The sequence below is a fragment of the Streptomyces sp. ID05-26A genome (genome assembly GCF_033794685.1).
GTDB lineage: Bacteria > Actinomycetota > Actinomycetes > Mycobacteriales > Pseudonocardiaceae > Lentzea.
In genome coordinates this window covers 2,027,219-2,052,062 of record NZ_JARAYZ010000001.1, presented here as the reverse complement: position 1 = coordinate 2,052,062, position 24,844 = coordinate 2,027,219, and the positions used below count along the sequence as shown (strand labels likewise).

Below are 24,844 nucleotides of genomic sequence, written 5' to 3'. Positions count from 1 at the left end.
ACGCACGCGTCACCATCACTTGAGCTGTGGGTGCTCTTGATCCACGCGGCCAACCTAGGCGCTCCTCGCAAGGAAGGCGATCAACGCCGCCCTGCTCTCCTCGGGGCTCCACGCAAGACCGGCAATGCGCTCGAAGAGCTGCTGCATTCGTTCTGTGTGGGCCGGTTGGTCGTAGTAGGTCGCCGGTCCGTAGATCGCAGGTGTGAACATGATCGGATTCGCGGAATCATAGGTCAACGAGACCATGCCACCGCCAAGACCCGGATTGTTGCGCGTGTCCAGACCCACCACGCGAATGTTCACCCGAGGCAACTCCGCCAGCTGCAGCAGGTGCAGGACCTGTTCTCGCATGACCGACTCGTCACCGACCACGTGCAGGAGCGCGTCCTCGGTGAAGATGATGTCGATCTGCTCCGCCTTGCCGGACGTGAGCACCCGTTGCTGAAGGCTCTGGCGGAAGGCGATGCGACCGGTCGTCTCCTCGTCGGGCCGGATCGAGCTGCTGGCCTGGATGATCCCGCTGACGTAGCTGGGCGACTGCGCCAGACCTGGGATCACCCCGCACTCGTACCAGGAGATTCTGCTTGCGGCCGCCAGCAGGTCCATGAAGCGCACATAGGCGTCCGGCAGCGTGTCCATGTAGCGCTGGCGCGTCTGCCGGCGCCTGCTGGCTTTGCCGAGCGCGAGCAGGGTGGTCCGCTCGGAGTTTGACACCCCGTAGAAGTCGAGCAACCGGGCGAGTTCGTCGACGCCCAGCGCGCCCCTGCCGTTCTCGATCTGACTGAGGCGTGCGGCGCTGCGACCGATGATCTCCGCAGCTTCCTCCTGTGTCTTGGTCGCCTCGGTCCTCAGCCGTTGCAAGGTCAACCCAAGTTGGAGGCGCTCCACGGTCTGCCGGGCTTGACCCACTTGGTTGCCGTCCAATCATTCGCTTAGGCGAGCGACTTTAGCCTCAAGTAGCTCTAAAGTTAAGTCTAATAGAGCCGGTCTGGGGCGAAGATGAGGTTGATCCATGGGCGTCAAGCGCGAGTGGCTCCTTCGCTGCAGCGACAGCTACGCGGACCGTGCGGTGTGCGAGGTCAGCGTGAGCGCGGGAGCCGTGGAGATCGCCGGCCCCGAAGGCCCTGCCTTCACCTTCACCGGTCTGGAGGTCCGCGAACTCCGCGACGCCCTCAACGCCGCCATCGACCAGTGCGAGAACGACCTGCACGCCCTCATGAGGTTGGCCGCGGAACCAAACCGGCATAACGTGGGTCATACCGGTACATGAGCAAGTAGGAGGTGTGTCCCGGTGTACATCGACGAGAACGGTGCGGCCGACGCCGAGCTGAAGGTCACCGTCGAGGATGAGGAGTACACCGCCGACGTCACCTTCGACCTCGACCACGACGGCGTGAACGACTCCGCCGTCGTCGAGACCGATGACGGTGGCCATCTCGCGTTCACCGACACGAACGGCGACGGTGACGCCGATCTGATGAGCACGTTCGACAAGGACGGCAATCTCCTGAGCCAGGCCCGGTTCGAGGAGAATTCCGGTGAGTGGGTCGCCGTCGACCCGAACGATCCGAAGCAGGAAAAGACGAATTCGTCTGCTGCCCAGGCGATTGTCGTGGACACCGACGAAGGTGAGCGAAACGTCGGGCGGGCCACCGAGGACACCGACGGAGACGGCAAGGCGGACACCGCGGTCGTCCGGGACGACGGCGGTGACACGTGGTTGTTCACGGACTCGAACGGCGACGGCAAGGCCGACGTGGCGACCGAGATCACCCGATCCGGCGAGGTCACGATGTCGGAGCACCGCGGCGACGACTGGGTCGAGGTCGAGCACGGGCACATCGAGTCCGACGGCCGGTACGTGACGGACTCGAAGAGCGGCATTCTGGACGACTCGGACGACTGGCTCGAGGAAGAACGGTTCGACGGAGTCGTCCGAATCGATTCCACAACGGGGCAGTGGATCAGCCCGAACTGACGTTCTAACTGAAGCGCAGGTCACAGGCCCCGGTGTGGTGAGAACCGCACCGGGGCCTCTTGTGTTTTTCCCACCTCAAGCCCGCCTTAACGCCGTCCGAGTGCTGAATCGATTCCAGAATCGGTTTTGTGAGGGAAGCGACAGGCTGGGGGTGCTTTACCTGCCATTCACCGGGCTAACCTCGGTCCATCCCCTTCCACGTACGCCCGGCCCCACCGGGCGTCGTGAGCTATTCCCGAGGACGACGAAGTCCTGCACCGGACCACCACGTGCTCGGGTTGCCGAGGCGTTCAGTCAGGAGACGAGACGAGATGACGGCAGTGACCATTCCCGGTCTCGAACACGCACCTACCAACCACGCGCGTCTGCTCGCATGGGTTCAGGAAGTCGCTGAGCTGACCTGCCCCGACGAGGTTGTTTGGGCTGACGGGTCTCAGGGCGAATGGGACCGTCTCACGAAGAAGCTCGTCGACGCCGGCACGTTCGTGCCGCTGAAGAAGAAGCCCAACTCGTTCTGGGCGGCCTCGGACCCCAGCGACGTCGCGCGGGTGGAAGAGCGCACGTACATCTGTTCGGTGCGCGAGGAGGACTCGGGCGCGACGAACAACTGGATGGAACCTTCGGAGATGAAGGCCATCATGACCGAGCTCTACCGGGGCTGCATGCGTGGTCGCACGATGTACGTCATCCCGTTCTGCATGGGCCCGCTGGACGCGGAGAAGCCGATGCTCGGTGTCGAGATCACCGACTCGGAGTACGTCGTCGTCTCCATGCACATCATGACCCGCATGGGCACGAAGGCGCTGAACCTGTTCGGTGCGGACGCCCCGTACGTCCCCGCGCTGCACTCCCTCGGCGCTCCGCTGGAGCCCGGCCAGGAAGACGTGCAGTGGCCGTGCAACACGACCAAGTACATCTCGCACTTCCCGGAGACCCGCGAGATCTGGAGCTTCGGCTCCGGCTACGGCGGCAACGCCCTGCTCGGCAAGAAGTGCTTCTCCCTGCGCATCGCGAGCGCCATGGCGCGCGACGAGGGCTGGCTCGCGGAGCACATGCTGATCCTCAAGCTCACCTCGCCGGAGAACAAGGCGTACTACATCGCCGCCGCGTTCCCGTCGGCCTGTGGCAAGACGAACCTCGCCATGCTCGAGCCGACCATCCCCGGCTGGAAGGTCGAGACGCTCGGCGACGACATCGCCTGGATGCGTTTCGGTGAGGACGGCCGCCTGTACGCGGTGAACCCGGAGAACGGCTTCTTCGGCGTCGCGCCCGGCACGGACTACCACACCAACCCGAACGCGATGCGCACCATCGCCAAGGGCAACTCGCTGTTCACGAACGTCGCGCTGACCGACGACGGCGACATCTGGTGGGAGGGCATCGGCGAGGCGCCTGCCCACCTGACCTCGTGGAAGCACCAGGACTGGACGCCGGACGGCGACGAGCTGGCCGCGCACCCGAACTCGCGCTACTGCACGCCGATCGAGCAGTGCGACATCAAGGCCCCGGAGTGGGAGGACCCGAACGGCGTCCCGATCTCGGCGATCTTCTTCGGTGGCCGCCGCGCCACGACGATCCCGCTGGTCACCGAGTCGCGCGACTGGCAGCACGGCACCTACATGGGCGCCACGCTCTCGTCGGAGACCACGGCCGCCGCGGTCGGCAAGACCGGTGTCGTGCGCCGCGACCCGATGGCGATGCTGCCGTTCATCGGCTACAACGCCGGTGACTACTTCCAGCACTGGGTCGACCTCGGCAAGCGCGCCGACGCCGACAAGCTGCCGAAGATCTTCTACGTCAACTGGTTCCGCCGCGGTGAGGACAAGCGCTTCCTGTGGCCTGGGTTCGGCGAGAACTCGCGCGTCCTGAAGTGGGCCATCGAGCGCCTCGAGGGCAAGGCCGCCGCCCAGGAGACCCCGATCGGCTACGTGCCGACCGCGGCCGACCTGGACCTGGAGGGCCTGGACGCGTCGCGTGAGGACATCGAGGCCTCGCTCGCGTTCGACGCCGACGAGTGGCGTGCCGAGATCCCGCTGGTCGAGGAGTGGTTCGAGAAGATCGGCGAGAAGGTCCCGACCACGCTCCGCGACGAGCTGGCGGCCCTGAAGCAGCGCCTGGGCTAGCAAGCCGAGGTGTTTTCGAAGCCCCATCGGTCAACGGCGACCGGTGGGGCTTCTTCTTGGGGTACTACTGGTCGTGTGACTCAGGGCGACTTCCCCGGCGGGCTGAACTTCGACGGTTCGACGCGTGATGTGGAGGTCGGACCGGCCACCGGAATCGTGCGCTACTACCCGGTCCCGCCCGCCCCACCGGCCCGCACGCCGTGGTGGCGCTTCACGCTCGTGTTCGGCCTCGGTTTAGCCGTCGGCGTGGTGGCCGGCGTGGTCCTGTGCAGCAATTTTCTCTGAATCAGCGCAGCTCATCGTCCACATGAGACGAAGTTGTCCACAGTTGTGGACGGCTTTGTGCACATGTTGTGGATAGCTGTGGACAAGCCTGTGGGCATCTTGGCCGTCGCTGAAAACGGTCTTGCTCCAGGAATGAACCTGGCCCCTCCCGGGAACGTCTTAGGTATGTGATGGCGATCACAGAGATCGTCACCGAGGCGGAGAGGGAGGTGTGCCGTGGGAATCGCCGGAATCGCCGGAATCGCGATGCTCGTGCTGTCCCTGGCCGCCGTTTTGATGGTCGTGATCGCCGGGTCAGTTCGGGAGCGGGTTGTCCCGGATGCCGAGGAGGGTGCCGTTGAAGGTCTTGGCGGCCTCCGCGTAGCAGACGGCGTTGGTCCAACCCTCTGACCAGGCCTGGGAGCCGGGGTTGCGCCACGCCGGAAACACGTCCGAGCGCTTGGTCGAGCCCAGGTAGTCGTGCACGGCCTTCGTGCACTTCTCGGTCGCGATCGAGTTCATCTGCTCCTTGGAGGGAGCGGGGTCGGTCGACTTGCCGAGCGACACGACGCCGCCGGGCACCGCCTCCGCCATGTGCGCGGTGGTGCAGGCGACGACCTTGACCTCCTGGTCCTTCGACGGCGAGCCCTGGGTGCAGGTCTGGAAGGTGCCGAAGCCGTTGCCCTTCAGCACGTCCTTCACAGAACCCTTGCGCGCCAGCGGCTTCTCGTCCGGGCTGATCTCCACGACGGTGCACAGCCGCCAGCGCTGGCCGTCCTTCCAGCCCTGCTCGTTCGGCCAGAACGCCCAGACCCGCAGGCGCGTCGAGTCCGAGTCGCCGCTGCCCAGGTACTCGCTGAGCGTCTGGCGGCACGGCGGGAGCGCGGCCTTGCGCAGCGCCTGCGTGTCCGGGTAGGTCGTGGGCAGGCCGGTGAGCTCACCGACGCTCATGACCTCGGCCTCGTGCGATTCGGTGCACTGCAGCACCTTCAGCTCGTAGGCGTTCATGCACTGCCCCGACTTGGGGAGTGCGGGCGCGGAGGCGGAGGCGGTGGACGGCAACGGTCCGGGGACCGCCTGACCACCCACCTGGATCGCGCACGCGGACAGGGTCAACGCGCTCAGGACAATTGCCACCGCCAGCCGCACACGAGTCACACCACAGAGACTAGGGCCTTCACCTGATCGGCGATGTCCCGACGCTGCTTTTCGAAGGCCGGATCGGTCAGCGCGGCCGGGTCGGCGGGCTGCCCGAGCACCGGCGTGTGGAGGTGTCCACCGAGGACGTTCGTTGCGCCGTAACCGATTCGCAGCCGGTTGGCTCGGTACATGCTCTCGTTGGAGAGGTAGTCACCGCCGCCACCGGACGCGGCGATCCTGCCCGGCGTCGGCTGGTCGGTGCGGCACGACTGCTGCGAACCGACGACGACCCACTCGCAGAAGGCCAGGTTGTAGTTCACCGCGAACGGGCCGGTGCCCGCGTCGATCATCTTCTGGAACGGCAGCGTGGTCTCGATGAACTCGGCGACCGGCTGCGGCCAGCCCGCCGCGTTCGGGACGCTGCCGTACGAGTTGACGTTGTTGTTGTCCGCGAAGCCACCACGCCACCGCGCCGCCCACCGCTCGACGTCGAACCGGCCGGGCCTGCCCTGGCTGATCGTCACGAACGCGTCGGGTTTCTGCTGCAACGCCGAACCGTAGAACCGTTCGACGACACCCTCGTCGAACCCGCCCCACAGCACGGGAAGCACGGCCGCCTGCAGCACGACCTTGCCGGTGGGCGTGGAGATCTCACGGCCGTCGAGCTGCAACGCCGCGGCACCGGCCGGGTTGGCCCGCCGCACGTTCACGCCGGTGAGCTGGAACGGGTCGAAGCCGGTGACGGCGACCTTGCGCACGCCGGGCCTGCTGGGGAACGCCGAGTCGCTCAGGCCCCGCGAGGCCCAGTCGAACTTCTGGATCAGCGTCGCGCGGTCGGCGGGAGAGATCGCGAACCGCGGCTTCCACTGGCGCAGCGCGGAGCTGAGCTGCAGCCGTGCCCAGTAGAGCGGGCGGTCGTCGTAGGCGTCGTGCGCCACGGGTGTTGTGCTCTGCGCGCGGGCGACGGCCGCCTTCCACAGCGCGTTGCCCTCGCGTTCCACGAACTGCTGTGCCTGCTTCGGCAGGACCTGGCGGCAGAGCCTGGCGGTGAAGTCGGTGACGCGGCCGTCGAACCCGGCGAGCTTGACGAGCGAGGGGCCGACGGCGGGACCGCCCGTGACGAGCGTGTCGTCGAGCCGCTGCTCCTCGACGGTCAGCGGGACGGAGGTGTCGTAGCAGTTCGCGTCCTGCGCGTGGGCGACGGCGGGACTCAGGGTGAGGGCGAGCGCGGTCAGCCCGACCAGTCCGGCGATGGTTTTCACGTGATCGATCCTCAACGCAAAGGGCCACCCGCCGTAACCGACAGGTGGCCCATAGTGTTGCGGACTTCGTCTCAGTGGGCCGCGATGGGCTTGACCCTCGGGTTGTCCTCGTCGACGTGGTAGTCGGACGGATCGGTCTGGTCCGTGCCGTTGAACCACTTGGCCTTCTTGGCGATCAGCGTGACGACCACCGCGACGACCAGGTTGACGAGCAGCGCGATGATGCCGACGTAGATCTGCGTCGTCGAGCCACCGAACGGGTGCCACCCGAGGATCGAGATGTTGCCCAGCGGCAACGCGGATCCGGCGAAGTGCGCCTTGCCGACGGCCGGGTTGCCGATGTTGTAGAGCAGCCACATGCCGTAGCCCATGCCCGCGACCCAACCGGCGATCAGGGCGTACACGTGGAACCAGCGCGTGTACAACGCGATCGCGACCGCCGGCAGCGTCTGCAGGATCATGACGCCGCCGATGAGCTGCAGGTCGATCGAGAACTGCGGGTCGACGAACACGATGAACGCGACGGCGCCGAACTTCACCACCAGCGAGGCGAGCTTGGCCTGCTTGGCCTCCTCCGCCGGGGTGGCGCTCTTCTTCACGTACTCCTTGTAGACGTTGCGCGTCCACAGGTTCGCCGCCGCGATGGACATGATCGCCGCCGGTACCAGCGCGCCGATGCCGATGGCCGCGAACGCGATGCCCGCGAACCACGACGGGAAGTTCGCGCCGAAGAGCTCGGGCACGATCGTGTTGGTGTCGGGACGGCCGGTCGCCTGGTTGACGAGCGGCTTGGTGCCCGCGCTGATCGCGACGAAGCCCAGCAGTGCCAGCAGGCCCAGCAGCAGCGAGTACGCCGGCAGCGCGACCATGTTGCGCTTGATGACGTTGCGGCCGCGGCTCGCGAGGATTCCGGTCAGCGAGTGCGGGTAGAGGAACAGCGCGAGCGCCGATCCGAGGGCCAGCGTGGCGTACTGCAGCTGGTTCGTGCCGGTCAGCAGGATGCCGTCGGTCTTGCTCGGCGTCGCGTCGAACTTGGCCTGCGCGTCGTTGAAGATCTCGCCCCAGCCGCCGAACTTCGCGGGCAGGTAGACGATCGCCACCAGGATCACCAGGTAGATCAGGATGTCCTTGACGAAGGCGATCAGCGCCGGCGCCCGCAGACCCGACTGGTAGGTGTAGAGCGCGAGGATCAGGAACGCGATGAACAGCGGCAGGTGGCCGAGGATGCCGGAGCCGTTGAGGCCCATGGACCGCAGCACCGCTTCGAGGCCGACGAGCTGCAACGCGATGTACGGCATGGTCGCGACGATGCCGGTGATGGCGATGATCAGCGCCAGCCAGTGCGAGCCGTAGCGGCCCTTAACGAAGTCGGCGGGCGTGACGTAGCCGTGCACGCGGCTGACCGACCACATCCGCACCAGCGGCAGGAAGACGAGCGGGTAGAGGATCACCGTGTACGGCAGCGCGAAGAACCCGGTCGCACCCGCGCCGAACATGAGCGCCGGCACGGCGACGAAGGTGTACGCGGTGTAGAGGTCGCCACCGACCAGGAACCACGTGATCCAGCTGCCGAACTTCCTACCGCCGAGGCCCCACTCGTCGAGGTGCTCGAGGGTGTCGCCCTTCTGCCATCGCGCGGCCAGGAAGCCCATGACCGTGACGAGCAGGAAGAGAGCGCTGAAAACGATCAGCTCGGTCCACTGCATCAGTTCGCTCCCTCGTCCAGGTCGTCCACGCCGAGCTTGTCCGGCTTACCGGTGACCACGGGCTCGTCCTTGGTCTTGACGTAGACGAGGCCGACGCACACGACGCCGAGCGGGACGAACAGGAACTGGTACCAGTAGAAGAACGGCAACCCGAAGATCCTGGGTTCGTCCATGTTGAACCACGGCGTGACGAGCATGAACAGCGGAAGTATCAGCAGCAGGTTCCAGTTGCTCCAGCGCAAGCCGGTCTTGTGATCCGACGGCATGGTGGCCCTCCGTGTACGCGGTGTTGCGCGGATGTTAGGCCTGATGAAGGGTGCCGTCAGCCTCGTGATCGCAATCGTTGCCTTCGACTTAACGTTCTCTTTGGACTAATCCGCCAGTAGACGGCTCGCCAGGTCCTTCTCGGCGGCGTCGAAGTACTCGTCGAGCTGGTGGACGGCTTGTTCAACCGTTCCATTGTTCAACAATTCCACGATCCTGCGGTTCCACGGCAGGTAGGTCTGGTGGAAGGCCTCCACCTCGTGCGCCACGCGGAACGCGAGCATGAGCTCGGCGAAGAGACGGTCGGACTCGTCGCTCAGGCGGGTGCTGCCGGCGAGGCCGACGATGCCGCGGTGGAACTGGATGTTCGCGCTGCCGGTCTTGCTGAAGTCGTTCTTCTCGGCGCGTGCCACGGCCTGGCGGACCGGTGCCCGCACGGCTTCGCGCTGCGCGTCGCCGACGTCGTTCCACAGTCGCAGCGAGCCGCACTCGATGACCCGGCGGGCGGCGTAGAGGTCCCGGACGTCCTCGCCGGTCGGGCGGCGGACGAACACACCGCGGCTGTGCTCGTGCACCAGGATCCGATCGCGGGTGAGGAGCCGGAACGCCTCGCGGAGCGTGTTGCGGCTGACGCCCAGCGCCCCGCCGATCGCTTCCTCGCTCAGCCGCAGGCCCGGCTCCAGTTCACCGAGCAGCACCCGCTCGCGCAGCATGTCGGCGACCTTCTGCGCGGTGCTCGCGCGCTCCAGGTCAGCCTTGTTCTGGGCCAGCGTCGACACCCACGTCTCGGTCACCTCGGCAGTCTATTTGCAGGATCGTTCTATTGCACTATCGTAGAATCGTTCAACAATCCCACAATCCATCGATCGAGCGCGCACGAGGAGGACGGCCATGGACGTGAACGCGGACCTGGGCGAGGGCTTCGGCCACTGGACCCTGGGCGACGACAAAGCCCTGCTGGCCGTCGTGACCAGCGCGAACATCGCCTGCGGCTACCACGCCGGTGACGCCGACACCATGCGCGAGACCTGCGTCCAGGCCGCAGCGGCAGGAGTGGCGGTGGGTGCCCACGTCGGCTACCGGGACCTGGCGGGTTTCGGCCGCCGCTTCATCGACGTGGCTCCGGACACCCTGACCAACGAGGTCATCGCCCAGCTGGGCGCCCTGTCGGCGTTCGCCAGAGCCGCGGGCACCCGAGTCTCGTACGTGAAACCGCACGGCGCCCTCTACAACACCCTGGTCCGCCACGAGCCCCAGGCAGACGCCGTCGTCGACGCGGTCCGCCTGTTCGATCCAGCGCTCGCGGTCCTGGGTCCGCCGGGTGCGGTCTGGCTGAAACGAGCCTCGGTAGCGGGCTTGCGCGTGTGGCACGAGGCGTTCGCCGGGCGCGCCTACACCCCGTCCGGCACGCTGGTGCCGCGCTCCGAACCGGGAGCCGTCCTGCGCGACCCGGCCGAGATCGCGGCCCGGTGCGTCCAACTGGCCACCGAGGGCTGGCTCCGCAGCGTCTCCGGCCGCCCGGTCCGGATCCAGGCCGACTCGATCTGCGTGCACGGCGACACCCCGAACGCCGTCGAGGTGGCCCGAGCCGTCCGCACGGCGCTGGAAACGGCGGGCGTACCGGTGGCCCGAGTGGAGTCTCCGCTCCGCCACAGCCGCCAAGCGGTCTGACCAGGTCAGGCGGTCTGCCGCACCAACGCGGCGGCTCCCACCAGCCCGGCCTCGCCACCCAGCTGCGCGGCACGCACCTCGAGCCCGTCCAGGTACGACAACCCGGCGTGCGTCTTCAAGGTCCGCCGGACCGGCTCGAACAACAACTCCCCGGCCTGCGCCACACCACCCCCGATGACCGCCATGTCCAGATCGCACACCGCGGCCGCACCGGCGATGGCCATCCCCACCGCCCGCCCGGCGCGTTCGAAGGCCTCCCGCGGGATCTCCTCACCGGCCAGCGCGGCGGCGGCCAGCAGGGCGGCGTCCGCGTCGTCCGGCGCCTGCCACCCGATCCGCCGGGCCCACGCCACCATCCGCGGACCGCTCGCCACGGTCTCCGCACATCCGCGCCCGCCGCAGGTGCAGGGCAGGCCGTCGGGCTCCACCACGACGTGCCCGATGTGTCCCGCGTTGCCGGTGCGCCCGCCGAACGGCCGTCCGTCCAGCACCAGCCCGCCGCCGACCCCGGTCGACACGACCAGCCCGACCATGAACCTGCTGTCCTGCCCGGCGCCGCGCCAGTGCTCGCCGAGCGCCATGCACACGCCGTCACCCGCGAGCTCGACCGGCACGGCCGGGAACAGCGACGCCACCGACTCGCGCAGCGGGAAGGCCTGCCACGAGGGCACGTTGATCGGGGAGACGGTACCGGCGACGGTGTCCACGGGACCTGCCGAGCCGATTCCCACGCCCGCGACGGCCGAGTCCTGGACCACCGAGGAGATCACCGAAACCACCGCGTCCCAAGGGTTCGCGGACGGCGTCGGCACTCGCTCGGAGCGCACCACGGCGCCGAAGGGGTCCACCAGCGCGGCGGCGATCTTGGTGCCGCCGAAGTCCAGTGCCAGCACCAGATCAGTCACGGTGCAGCAGCTTAACCAGCCACTTCGAGCCGGATGGGCGCAGTGGTCCGCACCAGGTCGCCCGCGGTCACGCGGACCACGGCAGACCACGAGCCCGGTGTGGCCCAGGTGGGCGCGGAGAGCGTGAAGCCGAGCGGCAGCCGCCCCTGCGCCGGCAGCAGGCCACCCACGCAGAACGGACCGGCGAACTCCCACGACGAACGCGGCGACAACAACCGGGCCTGCACCGGCAGGTCGCCGTGCGCGCCGGAGGCCACGACCACCCGCAACGACGACGACTCACCCGGTCGCACCGACACGACCGGCGGCGACGAGGCCACCCACAGCACCTCGACCGGGTCGTCGGAATCCCACTCGGGCACGGTCAGCAGCGCGACGTCGTAGACCTCGAACGGCAGGCCCTCCAACGTCGCCCGCACCGGGTGGCAGCCCGGCGTGCGCGGCGCCTCCAGCCGCACCTCGGCCGACACGTGACCACCCGCCGGCAGCGACACCGGCAGTTCGGTCCACGACGCCGACCACCCCTCGGGCAGCGAGAGCCGGACGACGCCGGAGAACTCCGCGCCGTCCGACACGGCCACCACGCGCAGCCGGGCCGGGCCGAGCACCTCCAGGTGGACGTTCGCGGGCAATCCGCCCAACGGCGCGGGCTCGTGCAGCCAGTAGCGCGCGAACACCGGCGTCACGGCAGGTGAGACGGGGCCGAGCAGCGGACCGGCCAGCGTCGGCCGGGTCTTCACGGAGGACAACGTGCCGGTGGCGGGTGACCGGGACCCCAGCACGGCGTGCAGCGACGAAGGGCCGAGGTGCTCGACCTCGTTCCACAGCGTGAAGGTCGTGGAGCCGACCATCTTCTCGCCGACCTCGCTGTGCCACACGCTGATCGGGCCGACGAGACGAGGCGCTTCGAGCACAGGACCGTCGACGGCGACGAGTGAAGCGATCGGGTCGTACGACAGGACGTAGTGAGTGGACGCGATCTCGGTGCCATAGCCGCGTTGCCAGCCGTGATCGATGTCGTCCTCGACCAACTCGTACGTGCGCCACCCACGTGCGGGCACATCACGCGCCAAGAACGTCACGGTCACGCCGTCCACCAACGTCGGCAGCACGGCACCGTCGAACTCCACGTGCACGTTGCGCTCGTGCGGCAGGTGCACGGACACGATGTCGGTGCAGGCCGACGGCAGCGGGTTCCACACGACCACCGACGAGTCCACAGAGGACGTCAGCGCCTCCAAGGACCGCGAGACGACGTCGGACTGCAGGTCGAAGGCCTCTCGTGGATGCGCCAGAGCAGCGCGGGACAGCGCGGCGGCGGGAAACGACGCCCCGGTCAGCCGAGCCGCGTGCGAAGCGAACACAGCAGCAGGAGAGTCGTCCAGCGGAGCAGCCGGCACGGGCACCGAGCCGCGCACGTAGTAGTCGCGTGGCAACGAGCAGACGATCCGCGGCCACGTGTAGCGCGCGCTCCAGTCGTGATGGATCGCCGTCACCCACGGGTTGGGAGCATCACGAGCGGCCCCGACGGGCAGCATCACGTGCGGAGCGGCGGCCCCGGACCGCAACTCCAGGAACGACGAGTAGACCGACCGCTCGGCCTCACCGAGTGACGAGGCCGCGAGCGACGGCCCGGACGGCAGCGACGACAGCACCGGCGTCACACCGACCACATTGGACTCCGACCCGACGACCTCGACCCGGCCCTCGGAGATCAGCCGCAGCAGCGACGAGCGGTGCTGCGGGAACATGTCCCAGTAGGGCTGCAGCAACTCCACGGACGTCACGGCGAACCGGTAGGCGGGATCGGTCAGTGCCAGGTCCAGATGTGCCCGCAGCGCGTCGAACGGCGCATCACCCGCGACGTGCCCGACGAGGTGCACCGTCCACCCCGGCGAGCCCACGACCAGCGAGAACGTGCAGGACTCCTCGCCGGAACCGGACCGCACGACGGCCTGGGCGGGCACGACGGCACCGGGCGGGTGCTCAGACACGTCGACCGCGAGCTCGTAACCGAACGGCCCCAGCGCGAGCGATCCGCCGTGCCGCGGCGAGTGCAGCCCGGGCCCGGACACGTGCGCGTGCACGGGCCCCGCCAACGAAGGCGAGGTCAGCCGCACCACCTGCAGCAGTGCGGTCCGAGGTCCGACGAACAGTTCGGTGGACTCGGCGGCGATCACCGGACGATCGCACCACTGTTCATCGGCCGGGGAAATACCACGATGGTGGCGTTCTAACGGTTGCTAACGCTTGAGCATCCGCGTCAGACCGGCGGCCACGGTCGTCGCCAGGATCCAGCCCGTCACGATCAGTCCCGACGCGATCCACTGCGACGCGCCCGGCGTCTGCCATCGGTTCTTGTTGCCGAAGTCGACGATCGGCACCACGAGGTCGATCGTGTAGAGCCACGCGTTCCACGGCAGGTGGTCGTCGTCGTTGATCTCGACCAGCGGTCCCTTGAACTGGAACCAGATGCTGCCGACGACCCACGCCGCGATCAGCCACCCCAACGCCCGCGCCGGCCGGTAGCCGTACCCGACCATCGACCGCTGCAGGAAGCTCCACAGCAGCACCAACGGCCCGAAGAACCGCATGCCCTCGGCAACTGCCTTGTACCGCAGGCGTTGCTTCTCGATCAGCACGGTCGAGGCGTGCTCCTCGTTGCCTGCCGCAGTCAGCATCTCGGCGAACTGGTCGTACGGGCGCGGGTGGTAGCTGCGCCGCATGGCCTGCCGCAACCAGCGCAGCCGTTGCTGCACCTGGTCGTCGTCGCGCAGGTTGATCGGGTACGCGAGCGAGTCGTAGCGGAAGTCGTCGAGGTCGATGAAACCCGTGGTGTTCCAGAAGTTCTCGTTGTCGTCCAACGACGTGCAGCGAGCCTGCCGCAGCGTCACGAGACCCTTGGGCGGTGACACGACGTTGAGCATCAGCTCCTGCACCTGCATGCCCATGGCGTTCAACGCGTGGCTGTCGAGCTTGTACCCGAGCACCGCACCGTTGAAGTTCGCCATGCGGCCGATCACCGCGCGACGGCACCGCACGCCGCCGTGCGCGACGAACTCCTTGTCACCCCGTGCGCAGATGAGGTCGCGGCCGATCGTGGCGCCACCGATGTCGAGCGACGGCTTCTCGCGCGGCTGGTGCCGGTACTTGCCCGGCTTGATCAACCGGCTGCCGCGCAGGTCGAGGTTCGCGCCGACGGTGATGCCGCGCAGTTCCAGGCCGCCGGACACCTCCGACTCGCGCACCACGAAGTTGCTGCCGATCTGGGAACGGTTGGCCAGCACGGCGTCCGCGGCCGGATTGTCCACAGTGGCCCGTTCGATCGTGATGCTGCCGCGCACGTGCGTGTCGACCATGCGCAGCTGGCCCTTGATCCGCACGCCGCGTCCCACGACGTCGCCGCCGATCTCCGCGCCGTCGACGTGCAACGCGCGGCCCGAGCCGGTCGGGTCGGTGCCGACCGAAGGTGGTGAGACCGCGTCCAGCACGGCCTCGGCCAGCGACAACGTGCCACCGATCTTCGCGTTCACCGCGCGAATGGTGCCCCGGCTCGTGAACCCGCGGTCGAGCTCCAGGTCACCGGACACGTCCACGCGGTCCAGGAAGAGCGTCGCGGACGGGTCGGCGTGCGGATCGCTGCTGTCCTTGAAGTCCGGTCCGCGCGAGAGCGTCGCTCCGCTCAACGACAGGGTGGAGCTGATGCGCGCGTTGGCCAGGAAGACGACACCGTGCGACGTGAACGCGCCGAGGAAGTTGCCACCGACCTGCATGCCGTTGCCGTTCAACGTGAAGCCGTCGGCGTTCTCCAGCACGGCGCTGCCGAGGTTGACGTTGCCGCCGATGCGCGAGCCCGCGAGCCGCACCTCGCCCTCGGTGACGATGCCGAATCCGAGCAACGCGCCCGCGACCGTCAGCCGGTCACCGTGCAGGCACAGCCCGCCCGGCACGCTGAACCTGGTCTCCCGCAACAGGACCGAGCCCGCGATCTCCGCGTCGGTGAAGTCGGCGAGGCCCGAGACCCGGCAGTCGATCAGCGACACGTCGTTGCCGCTGCTCAGGTTGCGCGCTTCGAGGCCGGGCAGGTCGCAGTCGGTGAACGAGATGCCGGCGAGGTTCGCCTGCCGCAGGTCCGGTGCCGCCTCGAACTGGCAGCGCTCGAACTCCAGCACGTACGGGACCTCGACCGCGCGCAGGTCGAGGACGTCGGTGACCACCCGGTCCACGACGCGGATGACGGGTGGGGTGCTCGGCTTGCGCCGAGGCAACCTCCACCCGCCACCAGCGGAATTGTCGTTCTCCCCCAACAGCCCCCGCAGCACGTCCGCCGCGGCGACCTTCCCCCTCGCCACGAGCTCTAGACCGGGTCGCTCGGGCCGTGGTGCGTCGGGTCGAGCACGCGTGCCAGGAACTCCTGGGTGCGTTCCTCCTGCGGGTTGCCGATGACCTCGGCCGCCGGGCCCTCCTCGACGATGTAGCCGCCGTCCATGAAGATCACCTTGTCGGCGACCTCGCGGGCGAACTGCATCTCGTGCGTCACGACCAGCATCGTCATGCCCTCGTCGGCGAGTTGGCGCATCACGCCGAGCACGTCACCGACGAGCTCGGGGTCGAGCGCCGAGGTCGGCTCGTCGAACAGCATCACGTCCGGGTCCATCGACAGCGCGCGGGCGATCGCCACGCGCTGCTGCTGGCCGCCGGAGAGCTGCGCGGGCATCGAGTTGGCCTTCTCCTTCAACCCGACGCGGTCGAGGTTGCGCAGGGCGATCTCCTGCGCTTCCTTCTCGTTCCGCTTGAGCACCTTGCGCTGCGCGACCGTGAGGTTCGCGAGAACGTTGAGGTGCGAGAACAGGTTGAACGACTGGAAGACCATGCCGATCTTCGTGCGCGCCAGGTCGATGTCGACGTCCGGGTCGGTCAGCTCGACGCCGTTGACGACGATCTTGCCGCCGTTCGGCTCCTCGAGCAGGTTGACGCAGCGCAGCAGCGTCGACTTGCCGGAACCGGACGGGCCGATGATGCAGACCACGTCGCCGCGGTTGACCGTGACGTCGATGCCCTTGAGGACGTCCAGCGAGCCGAACGACTTCTTCAGGCCGGTGATCTCGACACTGATCTCGCTCACAGGACGGACACCTTCTTCCCGCCGGAGCGGCGCTCCAGGTACCGCGAAAGGTACCCGAGAGGCAACGTGATGATCAGGTAGCAGAGACCGACGACGAGGATCGGGGTGAGCGACGGGCTGCGGCTCAGCGTCTCGCGCCCGAACTTCGTCAGCTCGTACTGGTCGCGGGCCAGTCCGATGATGTAGATCAGCGAGGAGTCCTTGGTCAGCAGGATCAGCTCGTTGGTCAGCGGCGGCAGGATGATCCGGAACGCCTGCGGGATCACGATGGTGATCATCGCGCGGCCCTGCGACATGCCGAGCGAACGCGCGGCCTCGACCTGCCCCTTCGGCACGGCCTGGATGCCGGCGCGGATGGTCTCGGCCATGTAGGCGGCACCGACGATGCCGAGCGCCAGCATGACCGTGGAGTAGATGTCGAACTGGATCTGGAACGCGAGCGGCACGCCGAACGCCAGGCCGATGAACACCAGCAGGGCCGGGATGCCGCGGAAGAACTCGATGTAGATCGTCGCGATCCAGCGGTACGGCGCGATCGACGAGAGCTTCATCAACGCGAGGATGAGGCCGAGCGCGAGGCCGAACGCGAACCCGAGCGCGGTGTAGATGAGGGTGTTCTTCAACGCGATGGTGATGACGTTGGGGAACATGTCCCCCATCGTCTTGAAGTTGAAGAACGCCGTGCGGATCTGTTCCCAGTCGGCGAGGAACGCGATCACCACGGCGATGACGACGAGCAGCGTGTACTGCGAGTACCGGAAGTATTCGGCCCGCTTGCGCTTGGACAGCGCCATGGTGTGACTCCTAGCGGATGTGGTTCGGACGCCGACGGGGCGGCGTCGTCCGCCGCCCCGTCAGTTCGAGATCGCTACTTCTTCTCCGGCGCCTTGCCGAACCACTTCTTGTAGATCTCGTCGTACTTGCCGCTCTCCTTGGCCTTCTTCAGGACCTCGTTGACCTTCGTGGTCAGAGCGGTGTTGCCCTTCTTGATGCCGATGCCGTACTGCTCGTTCGTGTTGAACTCGGCGGAGACGACGGTGTCCGGGAACTCCTTGGCGTAGTCCAGGAGCACGCCGTTGTCGTTGATCGCGGCGTCGACGGCACCGGTGCGCACGGCGGTCTCCATCAGCGGGAGGTCCTCGAACTGGATGACCTCGTAGCCGTTGGCGGCCTTGTTGTCGTTCGCGTAGATCTCACCGGTGGTGTCCTGCTGGACGCCGATCTTCTTGCCCTTGAGGTCCGCCAGCGCCTTGATCGGCGAGTCCTTCTTGACCAGCAGCGCCTGCGTGGCCTCGAAGTACGGGTCCGAGAAGTCGATCGCCTGCTTGCGCTCTTCCTTGATCGTCATACCGGCGGCCGCGAGGTCGCACTGGTTGGCGTTGAAGCTCGCGCCGGAGGTGATCGTCTCGAACTGGGTGTCGAAGATCTCCTGCTTGACCTTCAGTTCGTCGGCGATGAGGTCGACCAGGTCGACGTCGAAACCGACGGTCTTGTCGCCGTCCGTGTACTGGAACGGCTTGTAGGACAGGTGGGTGCAGGTGACGAGCTTGCCTTCCTTGACAAGCTTGATGCCACCGTCGGTGGTCCCACCACCGCTGTTGGTGCTCGTCGCGCAACCGGCGAGCGCGGTCAGCGCTAGGGCCGCTGCGGGCAGCAGGGCGAGCACGTGCCTGGGTCGACGAGCCACTGCGTCACTCCTCGTAACTGTCGCGGACGAGTGAACGGGATCCTGCCACTCGGGTGACGTGGTGGACAGCACGTGCGTGTTACAGGCCACTGCCTTGCAACGATCCTGCGTCAAATCACCGTTTTAGTCGCAAAATCTTGTGTGGTTTGGCTCAGATCACACAACTTCTTCACGTATTGCACACGGATAATTACGATCCGCGAGTGTCTCCTTGATCAGGATTTGATCACGACGGTGCTGGTCAGCGTGTTCTTTCCGTCATCAGACCTGCCACGAGAGCGGTCCAGCCCGTCTGGTGCGTCGCGCCGAGACCTTCGCCCGTGTCCCCGTCGAAGTACTCGCTGAAGGTGACGTGCCTGCGCCAAAGAGGTGACTCGGAGGCCTCGATCCGCTTGCCGTCCGACGGCCGGCGCCCGTCGTGGTCGGGCAGGAACAGCCCGACGAGCCGATCGCTCAGCTCGTCCGCGACCTGGCCCGCGGTGACCCAGCGTCCCGAGTGCGTCGGCATCTCGACCTGGAACATGCCGTCGTGGAACGTGCAGACTGTGCGCAGCGCCTCCACCAGCAACGCGTTGGTCGGCAGCCAGATCGGGCCGCGCCAGTTCGAGTTGCCGCCGAACATCGGCGTGTGCGACTCGCCCGGCTCGTAGCCCATGCGGTGGTCCTGGCCCGCGACCTTGACCTCGAGGCCCTCGCGGTGAGCGGCTGACAGGCTGCGGATCCCGTGCGGGGACAGGAACTCCTGCTCGTCGAGCATCCGGTGCAGCACGCGCTTGAGCTTCGACTCGTCCAGCAACGACACGAACGCGCCGCGCTCGTAGTGGAAGTCGATGAACTGCCGCAGCTCGGGCCGTCGCTTGAGCAGGTGCTCCAGCCGGCTGGTGAACCCCTGCAACTCTTCGAGCACCCACGGCTCCAGCACCGCCGAAGCCAGCAACGGGATCAGGCCGACCATCGACCGCACGCGCACCGGCTCGGACTCGACGTCACCGTCGGCACGCCGACGCGACACCCGGTCGTAGCAGAAGCCGTCCTCGTCGTGCCAGATCCCGCCGCCGTGCGAACCGAAGTGCGTGAACGCCTCCGCGATCGACAGGAAGTGCTCGACGAACTTCGTCGCGACGTCCTCATAGGACTCGTCGTCCCGCGCCAGCTCCAGCGCGATCTGCATGAGGTGCAGGCTGTACGCGGCCATCCACGACGTGGCGTCGGACTGCTCCAGCCGCCACTCGCCGAGCATCGGCTCGGACCGGTTGACCGGCCCGATGTTGTCCATGCCGAGGAACCCGCCCTCGAACAGGTAGCTGCCGCCGGCGTCCTTGCGGTTGACCCACCACGAGAAGTTGAGCAGCAGCTTGTGGAAGATCTTGGCCAGGAACCCGCGATCCCGGCTGCCGTCCGCGCGGTAGACCTGCAACGCCGCCCATGCGTGCACCGGCGGGTTGACGTCGCCGAACTCCCACTCGTAGGCGGGAATCTGGCCGTTCGGGTGCATCATCCACTCACGGCAGAACAGCAGCAGCTGCTCCTTCGCGAACGCCGGGTCGACCAGCGTGAACGGGATCGTGTGGAACGCCAGGTCCCACGCCGCGAACCACGGGTACTCCCACTCGTCCGGCATCGAGATGACGTCGGCGACGTCGAGGTGCCGCCAGTGCACGTTGCGCGCCTCGGGCGTCCGTCTGCTCGACGGTGCTTCGGGCTTGGTCGGGTCGCCGTCGAGCCAGTCGCGCGTGCGGAACCGGTAGTGCTGCTTCGTCCACATGAGACCCGCGAGCGCGCGCCGCAGCACGTGCTTCTCCTCGGGACTCGTCTGCGGCGCGATGGCGTCGTGGAACTCGTCGGCCTCGGCCTTCCGCGCGGCCACGGTCTCGTCGAAGCTCGGCCCGAACGGGTCCAGGTGCCCGTCACCGCCGATGAGCCGCAGCCGGATCGTCACCGTCTCGCCCGGCTCCACCGGGTCGAACGAGTACCAGGCACCGAACTTCGTGCCCGCCACTCCCGTCTCGTCCGGCCCGACGACCTGACACGCGCTGGTGTTGCCGTGCACCACGTAGTCGCAGATGCCGTCCTTGGCCCACGGAGACGGATTCCGCTCGGCCCCGAAGAGCGCGACCTCGTTGCTCTCGTTGTCCGTCATGAGCATCGACGGCCGGTCGTCCAGATGAAGCGTGTACCGGCCGAGGTTGCCGTGGTCAGCCGTGACCTTCCGGCCGGCCGTGGTGCTCGCAACGAGCTGACACGGCCGTTGGTCCCGCCCCCACGCCCACGTGTTGCGGAACCACAACTGGGGCAACAGGTGCAACGGCGCGTCCTCGGGCCCGTGGTTGGTCGCGCTGATCTCGATGCAGATGTCGTCCGTCTCGGCCTTCGCGTACGTGATCTGGACGTCGAAGAACCGGTTCTCGTCGAGCACCCCGGTGTCACTCAGCTCGGGTTCGCGGTTCTCCCTGCCGGCGTTCCGCGCCATCTCCCGCAACTGCTCGTACGGGAACTCGCGCTGCGGATACCGGTAGACCACCTGCATCCAGGAATGCGTGGGCGTCCCGTCGGTGACCCACCAGTGCTCCTTGACGTCCTCGCCGTGGTTGCCCTCTTCGTTGGCGAGGCCGAAGTACCGCTCCTTGAGGATCGGGTCCTTGCCGTTCCACAGTGCGACGGCGAAGTTCATGAACCCGTGCACGTCACAAATGCCGGCGATGCCGTCCTCGCCCCACCGGTAGGCGCGCGAACGAGCGTGGTCGAACGGGAACGAGGCCCACGCGTCACCCTCGGGCGAGTAGTCCTCGCGGACCGTGCCCCACTGGCGACCCGAGAGGTACGGCCCCCACAGCCGCCACGGCGAGGTCGGGTTCTCCGACTCCGCGAGACGCGCCCGTTCCGCTTGTTCGCCCATCGCCCCAGTGTGGGACACCAGGTAGGACGCCTGGTCGGGGCCACGTCTCGGTTGAGTTCTTCCTCACTCGACTGCGGGTGGAGCGGGGTGTGACCTGATCGGCGCATTTCGGTCGTGTCCGAACGAGCGCACCATGCTGGGGGTGACCGAGGACGAGGTCTTCGACGAGGCCGTCGAGACGGCGCTGCGGCCGGGCGCGCACGGGGAACCGGCCGGTGATCCCGAGGCGCTGCGGGCCGTGCTGCGCCGTGCCAAGCCGTGGATCGTCGCCTCGGCGCGTGCTCACCACGACCGCTACGCGGAGCTCCGCCTCGAACCCGTACGCGCGCGGAACGTGGTTCGTTCCGCGAAGGAGCACCCGTTCCTGTGGCGTTTCCTCGTGCTCTTCGTGATTCCGCTGACCCAGAGCGTGCTGGTACGGCTGGTGTTCAAGTACGGGGTCAACGGCGACCCCGGACTGCCCATGGCCAGCTACACGGTGGCCGCCGCCGGAATCGCCGCGGTCGTGCTCGGAGTCTCGTACCTGGGCGTGGTCGGCAGGACGGTCGCGTGGTTCTGCGGGTGCATGGGACTGGGCGCCGTCGGCCTCTTCGCGTTCGGCGCGAACCTCGTCGCACTGTTCGTGGGCCCCTGGCCCTGGTTGTTCGTCACCTTGCCGCTCGGGCTCGGGCTCCTCTGGGGCAGCGGCTTCCTGATCGACGCCCTCAACGTCTTCCTGCCACCGGCGATGCTCGCCTCCAGGGCTGCCGCGGCGGACCGGGCGCTCGTGGAATGGCGATCCGCGATGCTGAACGACGGCGTGCTGCCCGCACTGGGAGCCGAGCTGGGTGACACCCGGATCGTTCCGGGCACCACGCTGGTGTTCGGCGACGCGCGGAACCTGCACCGCGGCGGGTCGCTGATCAGCCACCAGCCGGTGCCGGCGGGCAGGGAGCTGGCCGAGCTGGTCGACACCCTCGACGGCGGCAGCGTCGCGCTCGCGGGCCCCCGCGGTTCCGGCAAGACCAACCTGCTGAGGGCGTTCTGCCAGGGCGCCTACCGCCGGCAGGGGCAGGCCTCCGACCTGAGCGTGCTGGTCGCGGCACCGGTCGACTACGTCCCGCGCGAGTTCGTGCTGCACCTCTACGCGCGGGCCTGCCACGCGGTGCTCGCCCACCTCCGCGAGACCGCTCCCAAGGCCGTCCGGCGTCGCTGGTGGATCCGGCACGACGAACGGGTCCAGCTCGCCAGGTCGGCGCAGCGGGGTCTCCGCACCATCGCGTACGTCCAGACCCTCACCGGTGAGACCAGTGGGAAGTTCGGCTTCCGCGGTGCGGAGCTCGCCCACAAGCGCGCGACCAGCCTGACCGGGCGCCCGCCGACGTTTCCCGAGGTGGTGGACGACTTCCGCGGGTTCGTCGGCGCCGTGGCCCGCACGCTGGACCCGGTGCGCGTGGTGATCGCCATCGACGAGATCGACCGCATCGGTGCGGGAGAGCCCGCCCGCAGGTTCCTCAACGAGATCAAGGCCGTGTTCGACGTGCCCGGCTGCTACTACCTGATGTCGGTGTCCACCGAGGCCCAGCACGACTTCGAGCTCGCGGGCATGGGGCTGCGCAGCGTCTTCGACAGCTCGTTCGACGAGGTCGTCCGGGTCGACTACCTGGACTTCCAGCTCGCCCGCGGTCTGATCAGCAGGTCGGTCGACGGGCTGCCCGAGGTGTTCGTGGCGCTCGCCTACGCGTTCTCCGGGGGACTCGCCCGGCAGCTCACCCGCTCGGCGCGCGCGATCGTCCGGCAGCCGAGGGGCACGTCGCTGGCGGACGTGACCGAGAAGCTGGTCGCCGACGAACTGGACCGGGTGTGCAAGACGACGAGCGACGCGCTGACGGCGTTGGACGACCACGACGGCGTGACGAAACTGCTGCGAGTGCTCGCCGATCCGGACCCGGACCTGCACGTCCTGCGCGAACTGGTGCGGGCCTCCTACTCCAAGGAGCACACCGCGATCGGTGATCTCGCGGACAGGGCGGCGGCACGGATCGCGTTCCTCGCCGTCGTCCGCGACCACTTCACCGACGACCTGACCGAGGTCCTCCCCGCGCAGGTGGACGCACTCGCTAGAGCGCGTCGTTACGCGGGGAGCAACCCGGCGACAGGCATGGCACTGCTCGAGGAATTCAGCTCTGCTTCGACTGCGCGTCCAGCACCAGGGCGATCGCCTCGGTGACCCGGGCGGCGTGCGCCAGGTGCAGCCACTCGTCGGGCACGTGGCAGTTCGAGTCGGGGCCGATCACCCCGGTCACCACGAACTGCGCTTCGGGGTACGCCTCGTGCAGCAGCCCCATGAACGGGATCGAGCCGCCGAGCGACACGGTCCGCCACGGCGCTCCGAAGACCTCCTTGCCGGCGTCGTCCAGCACGGCGGTCAGCCACGGCGCCAGCTCCGGGGCGTTCCAGCCGTCGGCCGACTCGACCCGGGAGAGCTCCACGGTCGCGTTGTAGGGCACGTCGGTGGTGAGCTTCGCGCGCACCGCCTCCAGCGCGGCCTCGGCGGACGCCGTCGGCGGCAGCCGGAACGACAGCACCAGCGAGGTGAACGGCCGCAGCACGTTGCCCGCGTCGTCCGGCAGGGGCAGGCCCTCGGCGCCGGTGACGGACAGGGTCGGCCGCCAGCCGGAGTTCAGCGCCAGCTCGACCTCGTCGGAGGACATCGGCTGCAGGTCGCCGACGCGCGGCACCGGGTCCCAGAGGGCACCGGGCGCGGCCTCGACGGCCTCGCGGACCTCGGCCAGGCGTCCGGCCGGGATCTCGACGTGCATCTCCGGCACGAGGATCTCGCCCGTCGCGGAGTCCTCGATCCGGTCCAGCAGCTGCCGCGCGATCCGGAACGACGACGGCACGATGCCCGACGCCATGCCCGAGTGAAGGCCGCCGTCCAGCACCCGCACGGTGGCCGTGACCTGCACGAGCCCGCGCAGCGACGTCGTCAGCCACATGCGGTCGTAGTCGGAGCCGCCCGAGTCGAGGCAGACGACGAGCGCGACCTGACCGAGGCGGGAGGAGAGGTGCTCCAGGTAGGCGGGCAGGTCGGGCGAACCCGACTCCTCGCCGGTCTCCAGCAGCACGACGCAACGGGAGTGCGAGCCGCCCGCCGCGCGCACGGCCTCGATCGCCGCGATTGCGGCATATCCGGAATAGCCGTCATCGGCGGCGCCACGGCCGTAGAGACGTCCGTCACGCAGAACTGGGGTCCACGGACCGAGCCCCTCACCCCAGCCACCCACCGGCGGCTGCTTGTCCAGGTGTCCGTAGAGCAACACCGTGTCGTCGCCCGAGTTACCGGACGCGGGGACGTCGACCACCAGCAGCGGGGTTCGTCCCGCCAGTTGGACGACTTCGAGCGTTGCTCCGGGCAGGTCGCGTGACTCGATCCAGAGGCGCACGTGCTCGATCGCGGCGGCCAACTCTCCGTGTTCTTCCCAGGCTGGGTCGAACGCGGGCGAGATCGCCGGCACGGCGACGAGCTGAGACAGGCTCGGGACGATGTCGTCGTCCCAGAGCGTCCTGACAGTGCTGGTCACAACTGAGCGGTCCACTTCTCGATCCTGTCACGACTCCGCCTCCGCTCGCGTCCGTAGCCTCTATCCCTGAGACCTCGAGCTAAGTTAACGATCGGTAACCGGGACAGCGGCGTCCGGTAGTCGGACGGCCTAGTCGGAGGACAAAAGGTCGAACTTCCGACTGTTGTCGCTGATCAGAACGTTGACTCGTGTGTTACGAAGTGGGACGGGTCTCACCAACTCGGGTGAGGCCGTGTCAGGATGTGGTCGTAAGCCACCGT

20 protein-coding genes are annotated in these 24,844 nt (G+C 68.0%); 6 read left to right on the top strand and 14 right to left on the bottom strand.

Annotation, left to right across the window (positions count from 1 at the left end):
* Positions 1 to 54 precede the first annotated feature (54 nt).
* Entirely contained in the window at positions 55 to 924 is an 870-nt protein-coding gene (locus tag PV646_RS10160) for a helix-turn-helix domain-containing protein (RefSeq protein ID WP_500341173.1), read from the bottom strand.
* 88 nt (positions 925 to 1,012) lie between these two features.
* Between PV646_RS10160 and PV646_RS10155 the strand changes: the two genes are divergently transcribed.
* From PV646_RS10155 to PV646_RS10140, 4 genes are all read left to right on the top strand, one after another.
* Positions 1,013 to 1,270, top strand: a complete 258-nt coding sequence (locus PV646_RS10155; protein ID WP_500341172.1) for a hypothetical protein — start codon at positions 1,013 to 1,015, stop codon at positions 1,268 to 1,270.
* A gap of 21 nt (positions 1,271 to 1,291) precedes the next feature.
* A complete protein-coding gene (locus PV646_RS10150; RefSeq protein ID WP_500341171.1) occupies positions 1,292 to 1,978 on the top strand; it encodes a DUF6802 family protein in 687 nt (228 codons plus the stop codon).
* A gap of 311 nt (positions 1,979 to 2,289) precedes the next feature.
* Entirely contained in the window at positions 2,290 to 4,101 is a 1,812-nt protein-coding gene (locus PV646_RS10145; RefSeq protein ID WP_500341170.1) for a phosphoenolpyruvate carboxykinase (GTP), read from the top strand.
* A 75-nt stretch (positions 4,102 to 4,176) separates the two neighbouring features.
* Positions 4,177 to 4,386, top strand: a complete 210-nt coding sequence (locus tag PV646_RS10140; RefSeq protein ID WP_500341169.1) for a hypothetical protein — start codon at positions 4,177 to 4,179, stop codon at positions 4,384 to 4,386.
* A gap of 294 nt (positions 4,387 to 4,680) precedes the next feature.
* On the opposite strand, the gene PV646_RS10135 is transcribed toward PV646_RS10140, so the two are convergent.
* The 5 genes from PV646_RS10135 to PV646_RS10115 all read right to left on the bottom strand — a co-directional run bounded on the left by PV646_RS10135 (position 4,681) and on the right by PV646_RS10115 (position 9,531).
* The gene (locus tag PV646_RS10135) at positions 4,681 to 5,523 is read right to left on the bottom strand and encodes a septum formation family protein (protein WP_500341168.1); all 843 of its coding nucleotides are present in this window, start codon (positions 5,521 to 5,523) and stop codon (positions 4,681 to 4,683) included.
* The gene (locus tag PV646_RS10130) at positions 5,520 to 6,767 is read right to left on the bottom strand and encodes a pyroglutamyl-peptidase I (RefSeq protein ID WP_500341167.1); all 1,248 of its coding nucleotides are present in this window, start codon (positions 6,765 to 6,767) and stop codon (positions 5,520 to 5,522) included. The genes PV646_RS10135 and PV646_RS10130 overlap by 4 nt, the downstream gene beginning before the upstream one ends.
* A 71-nt stretch (positions 6,768 to 6,838) precedes the next feature.
* A complete protein-coding gene (gene mctP, locus PV646_RS10125) occupies positions 6,839 to 8,473 on the bottom strand; it encodes a monocarboxylate uptake permease MctP (RefSeq protein WP_500341166.1) in 1,635 nt (544 codons plus the stop codon).
* Entirely contained in the window at positions 8,473 to 8,739 is a 267-nt protein-coding gene (locus PV646_RS10120; protein ID WP_500341165.1) for a DUF3311 domain-containing protein, read from the bottom strand. The genes mctP and PV646_RS10120 overlap by 1 nt, the downstream gene beginning before the upstream one ends.
* A 105-nt stretch (positions 8,740 to 8,844) precedes the next feature.
* Positions 8,845 to 9,531 carry a GntR family transcriptional regulator gene (locus PV646_RS10115; protein ID WP_500341164.1) on the bottom strand — a complete coding sequence of 229 codons (687 nt, stop codon included), beginning with the start codon at positions 9,529 to 9,531 and terminating at the stop codon, positions 8,845 to 8,847.
* Positions 9,532 to 9,628: 97 nt separating this feature from the next.
* Between PV646_RS10115 and PV646_RS10110 the strand changes: the two genes are divergently transcribed.
* Entirely contained in the window at positions 9,629 to 10,408 is a 780-nt protein-coding gene (locus PV646_RS10110; RefSeq protein ID WP_500341163.1) for a LamB/YcsF family protein, read from the top strand.
* A 5-nt stretch (positions 10,409 to 10,413) separates the two neighbouring features.
* On the opposite strand, the gene PV646_RS10105 is transcribed toward PV646_RS10110, so the two are convergent.
* From PV646_RS10105 to PV646_RS10075, 7 genes are all read right to left on the bottom strand, one after another.
* A complete protein-coding gene (locus PV646_RS10105; protein WP_500341162.1) occupies positions 10,414 to 11,313 on the bottom strand; it encodes an ROK family protein in 900 nt (299 codons plus the stop codon).
* An 11-nt stretch (positions 11,314 to 11,324) separates the two neighbouring features.
* On the bottom strand, positions 11,325 to 13,493 hold the full coding sequence (locus PV646_RS10100; protein ID WP_500341161.1) for a COG1470 family protein: 2,169 nt from the start codon (positions 13,491 to 13,493) through the stop codon (positions 11,325 to 11,327).
* Positions 13,494 to 13,556: 63 nt separating this feature from the next.
* Entirely contained in the window at positions 13,557 to 15,665 is a 2,109-nt protein-coding gene (locus PV646_RS10095; RefSeq protein ID WP_500341160.1) for a pentapeptide repeat-containing protein, read from the bottom strand.
* 5 nt (positions 15,666 to 15,670) lie between these two features.
* Entirely contained in the window at positions 15,671 to 16,438 is a 768-nt protein-coding gene (locus PV646_RS10090) for an amino acid ABC transporter ATP-binding protein (RefSeq protein ID WP_500341159.1), read from the bottom strand.
* A complete protein-coding gene (locus PV646_RS10085) occupies positions 16,435 to 17,232 on the bottom strand; it encodes an amino acid ABC transporter permease (protein ID WP_500341158.1) in 798 nt (265 codons plus the stop codon). The genes PV646_RS10090 and PV646_RS10085 overlap by 4 nt, the downstream gene beginning before the upstream one ends.
* Positions 17,233 to 17,306: 74 nt before the next feature.
* Complete coding sequence (locus PV646_RS10080) at positions 17,307 to 18,125, bottom strand: ABC transporter substrate-binding protein (protein ID WP_452250467.1); 819 nt, start codon at positions 18,123 to 18,125, stop codon at positions 17,307 to 17,309.
* A gap of 241 nt (positions 18,126 to 18,366) precedes the next feature.
* The gene (locus tag PV646_RS10075; protein ID WP_500341157.1) at positions 18,367 to 21,021 is read right to left on the bottom strand and encodes an MGH1-like glycoside hydrolase domain-containing protein; all 2,655 of its coding nucleotides are present in this window, start codon (positions 21,019 to 21,021) and stop codon (positions 18,367 to 18,369) included.
* A gap of 133 nt (positions 21,022 to 21,154) precedes the next feature.
* On the opposite strand from PV646_RS10075, the gene PV646_RS10070 reads away from it, so the two are divergent.
* A complete protein-coding gene (locus PV646_RS10070) occupies positions 21,155 to 23,230 on the top strand; it encodes a P-loop NTPase fold protein (protein ID WP_500341156.1) in 2,076 nt (691 codons plus the stop codon).
* Here the strand turns inward: PV646_RS10070 and PV646_RS10065 are convergent.
* A complete protein-coding gene (locus tag PV646_RS10065) occupies positions 23,181 to 24,599 on the bottom strand; it encodes a M20/M25/M40 family metallo-hydrolase (RefSeq protein WP_500341155.1) in 1,419 nt (472 codons plus the stop codon). The two genes, PV646_RS10070 and PV646_RS10065, sit on opposite strands and share 50 nt — an antisense overlap.
* Positions 24,600 to 24,844 lie beyond the last annotated feature (245 nt).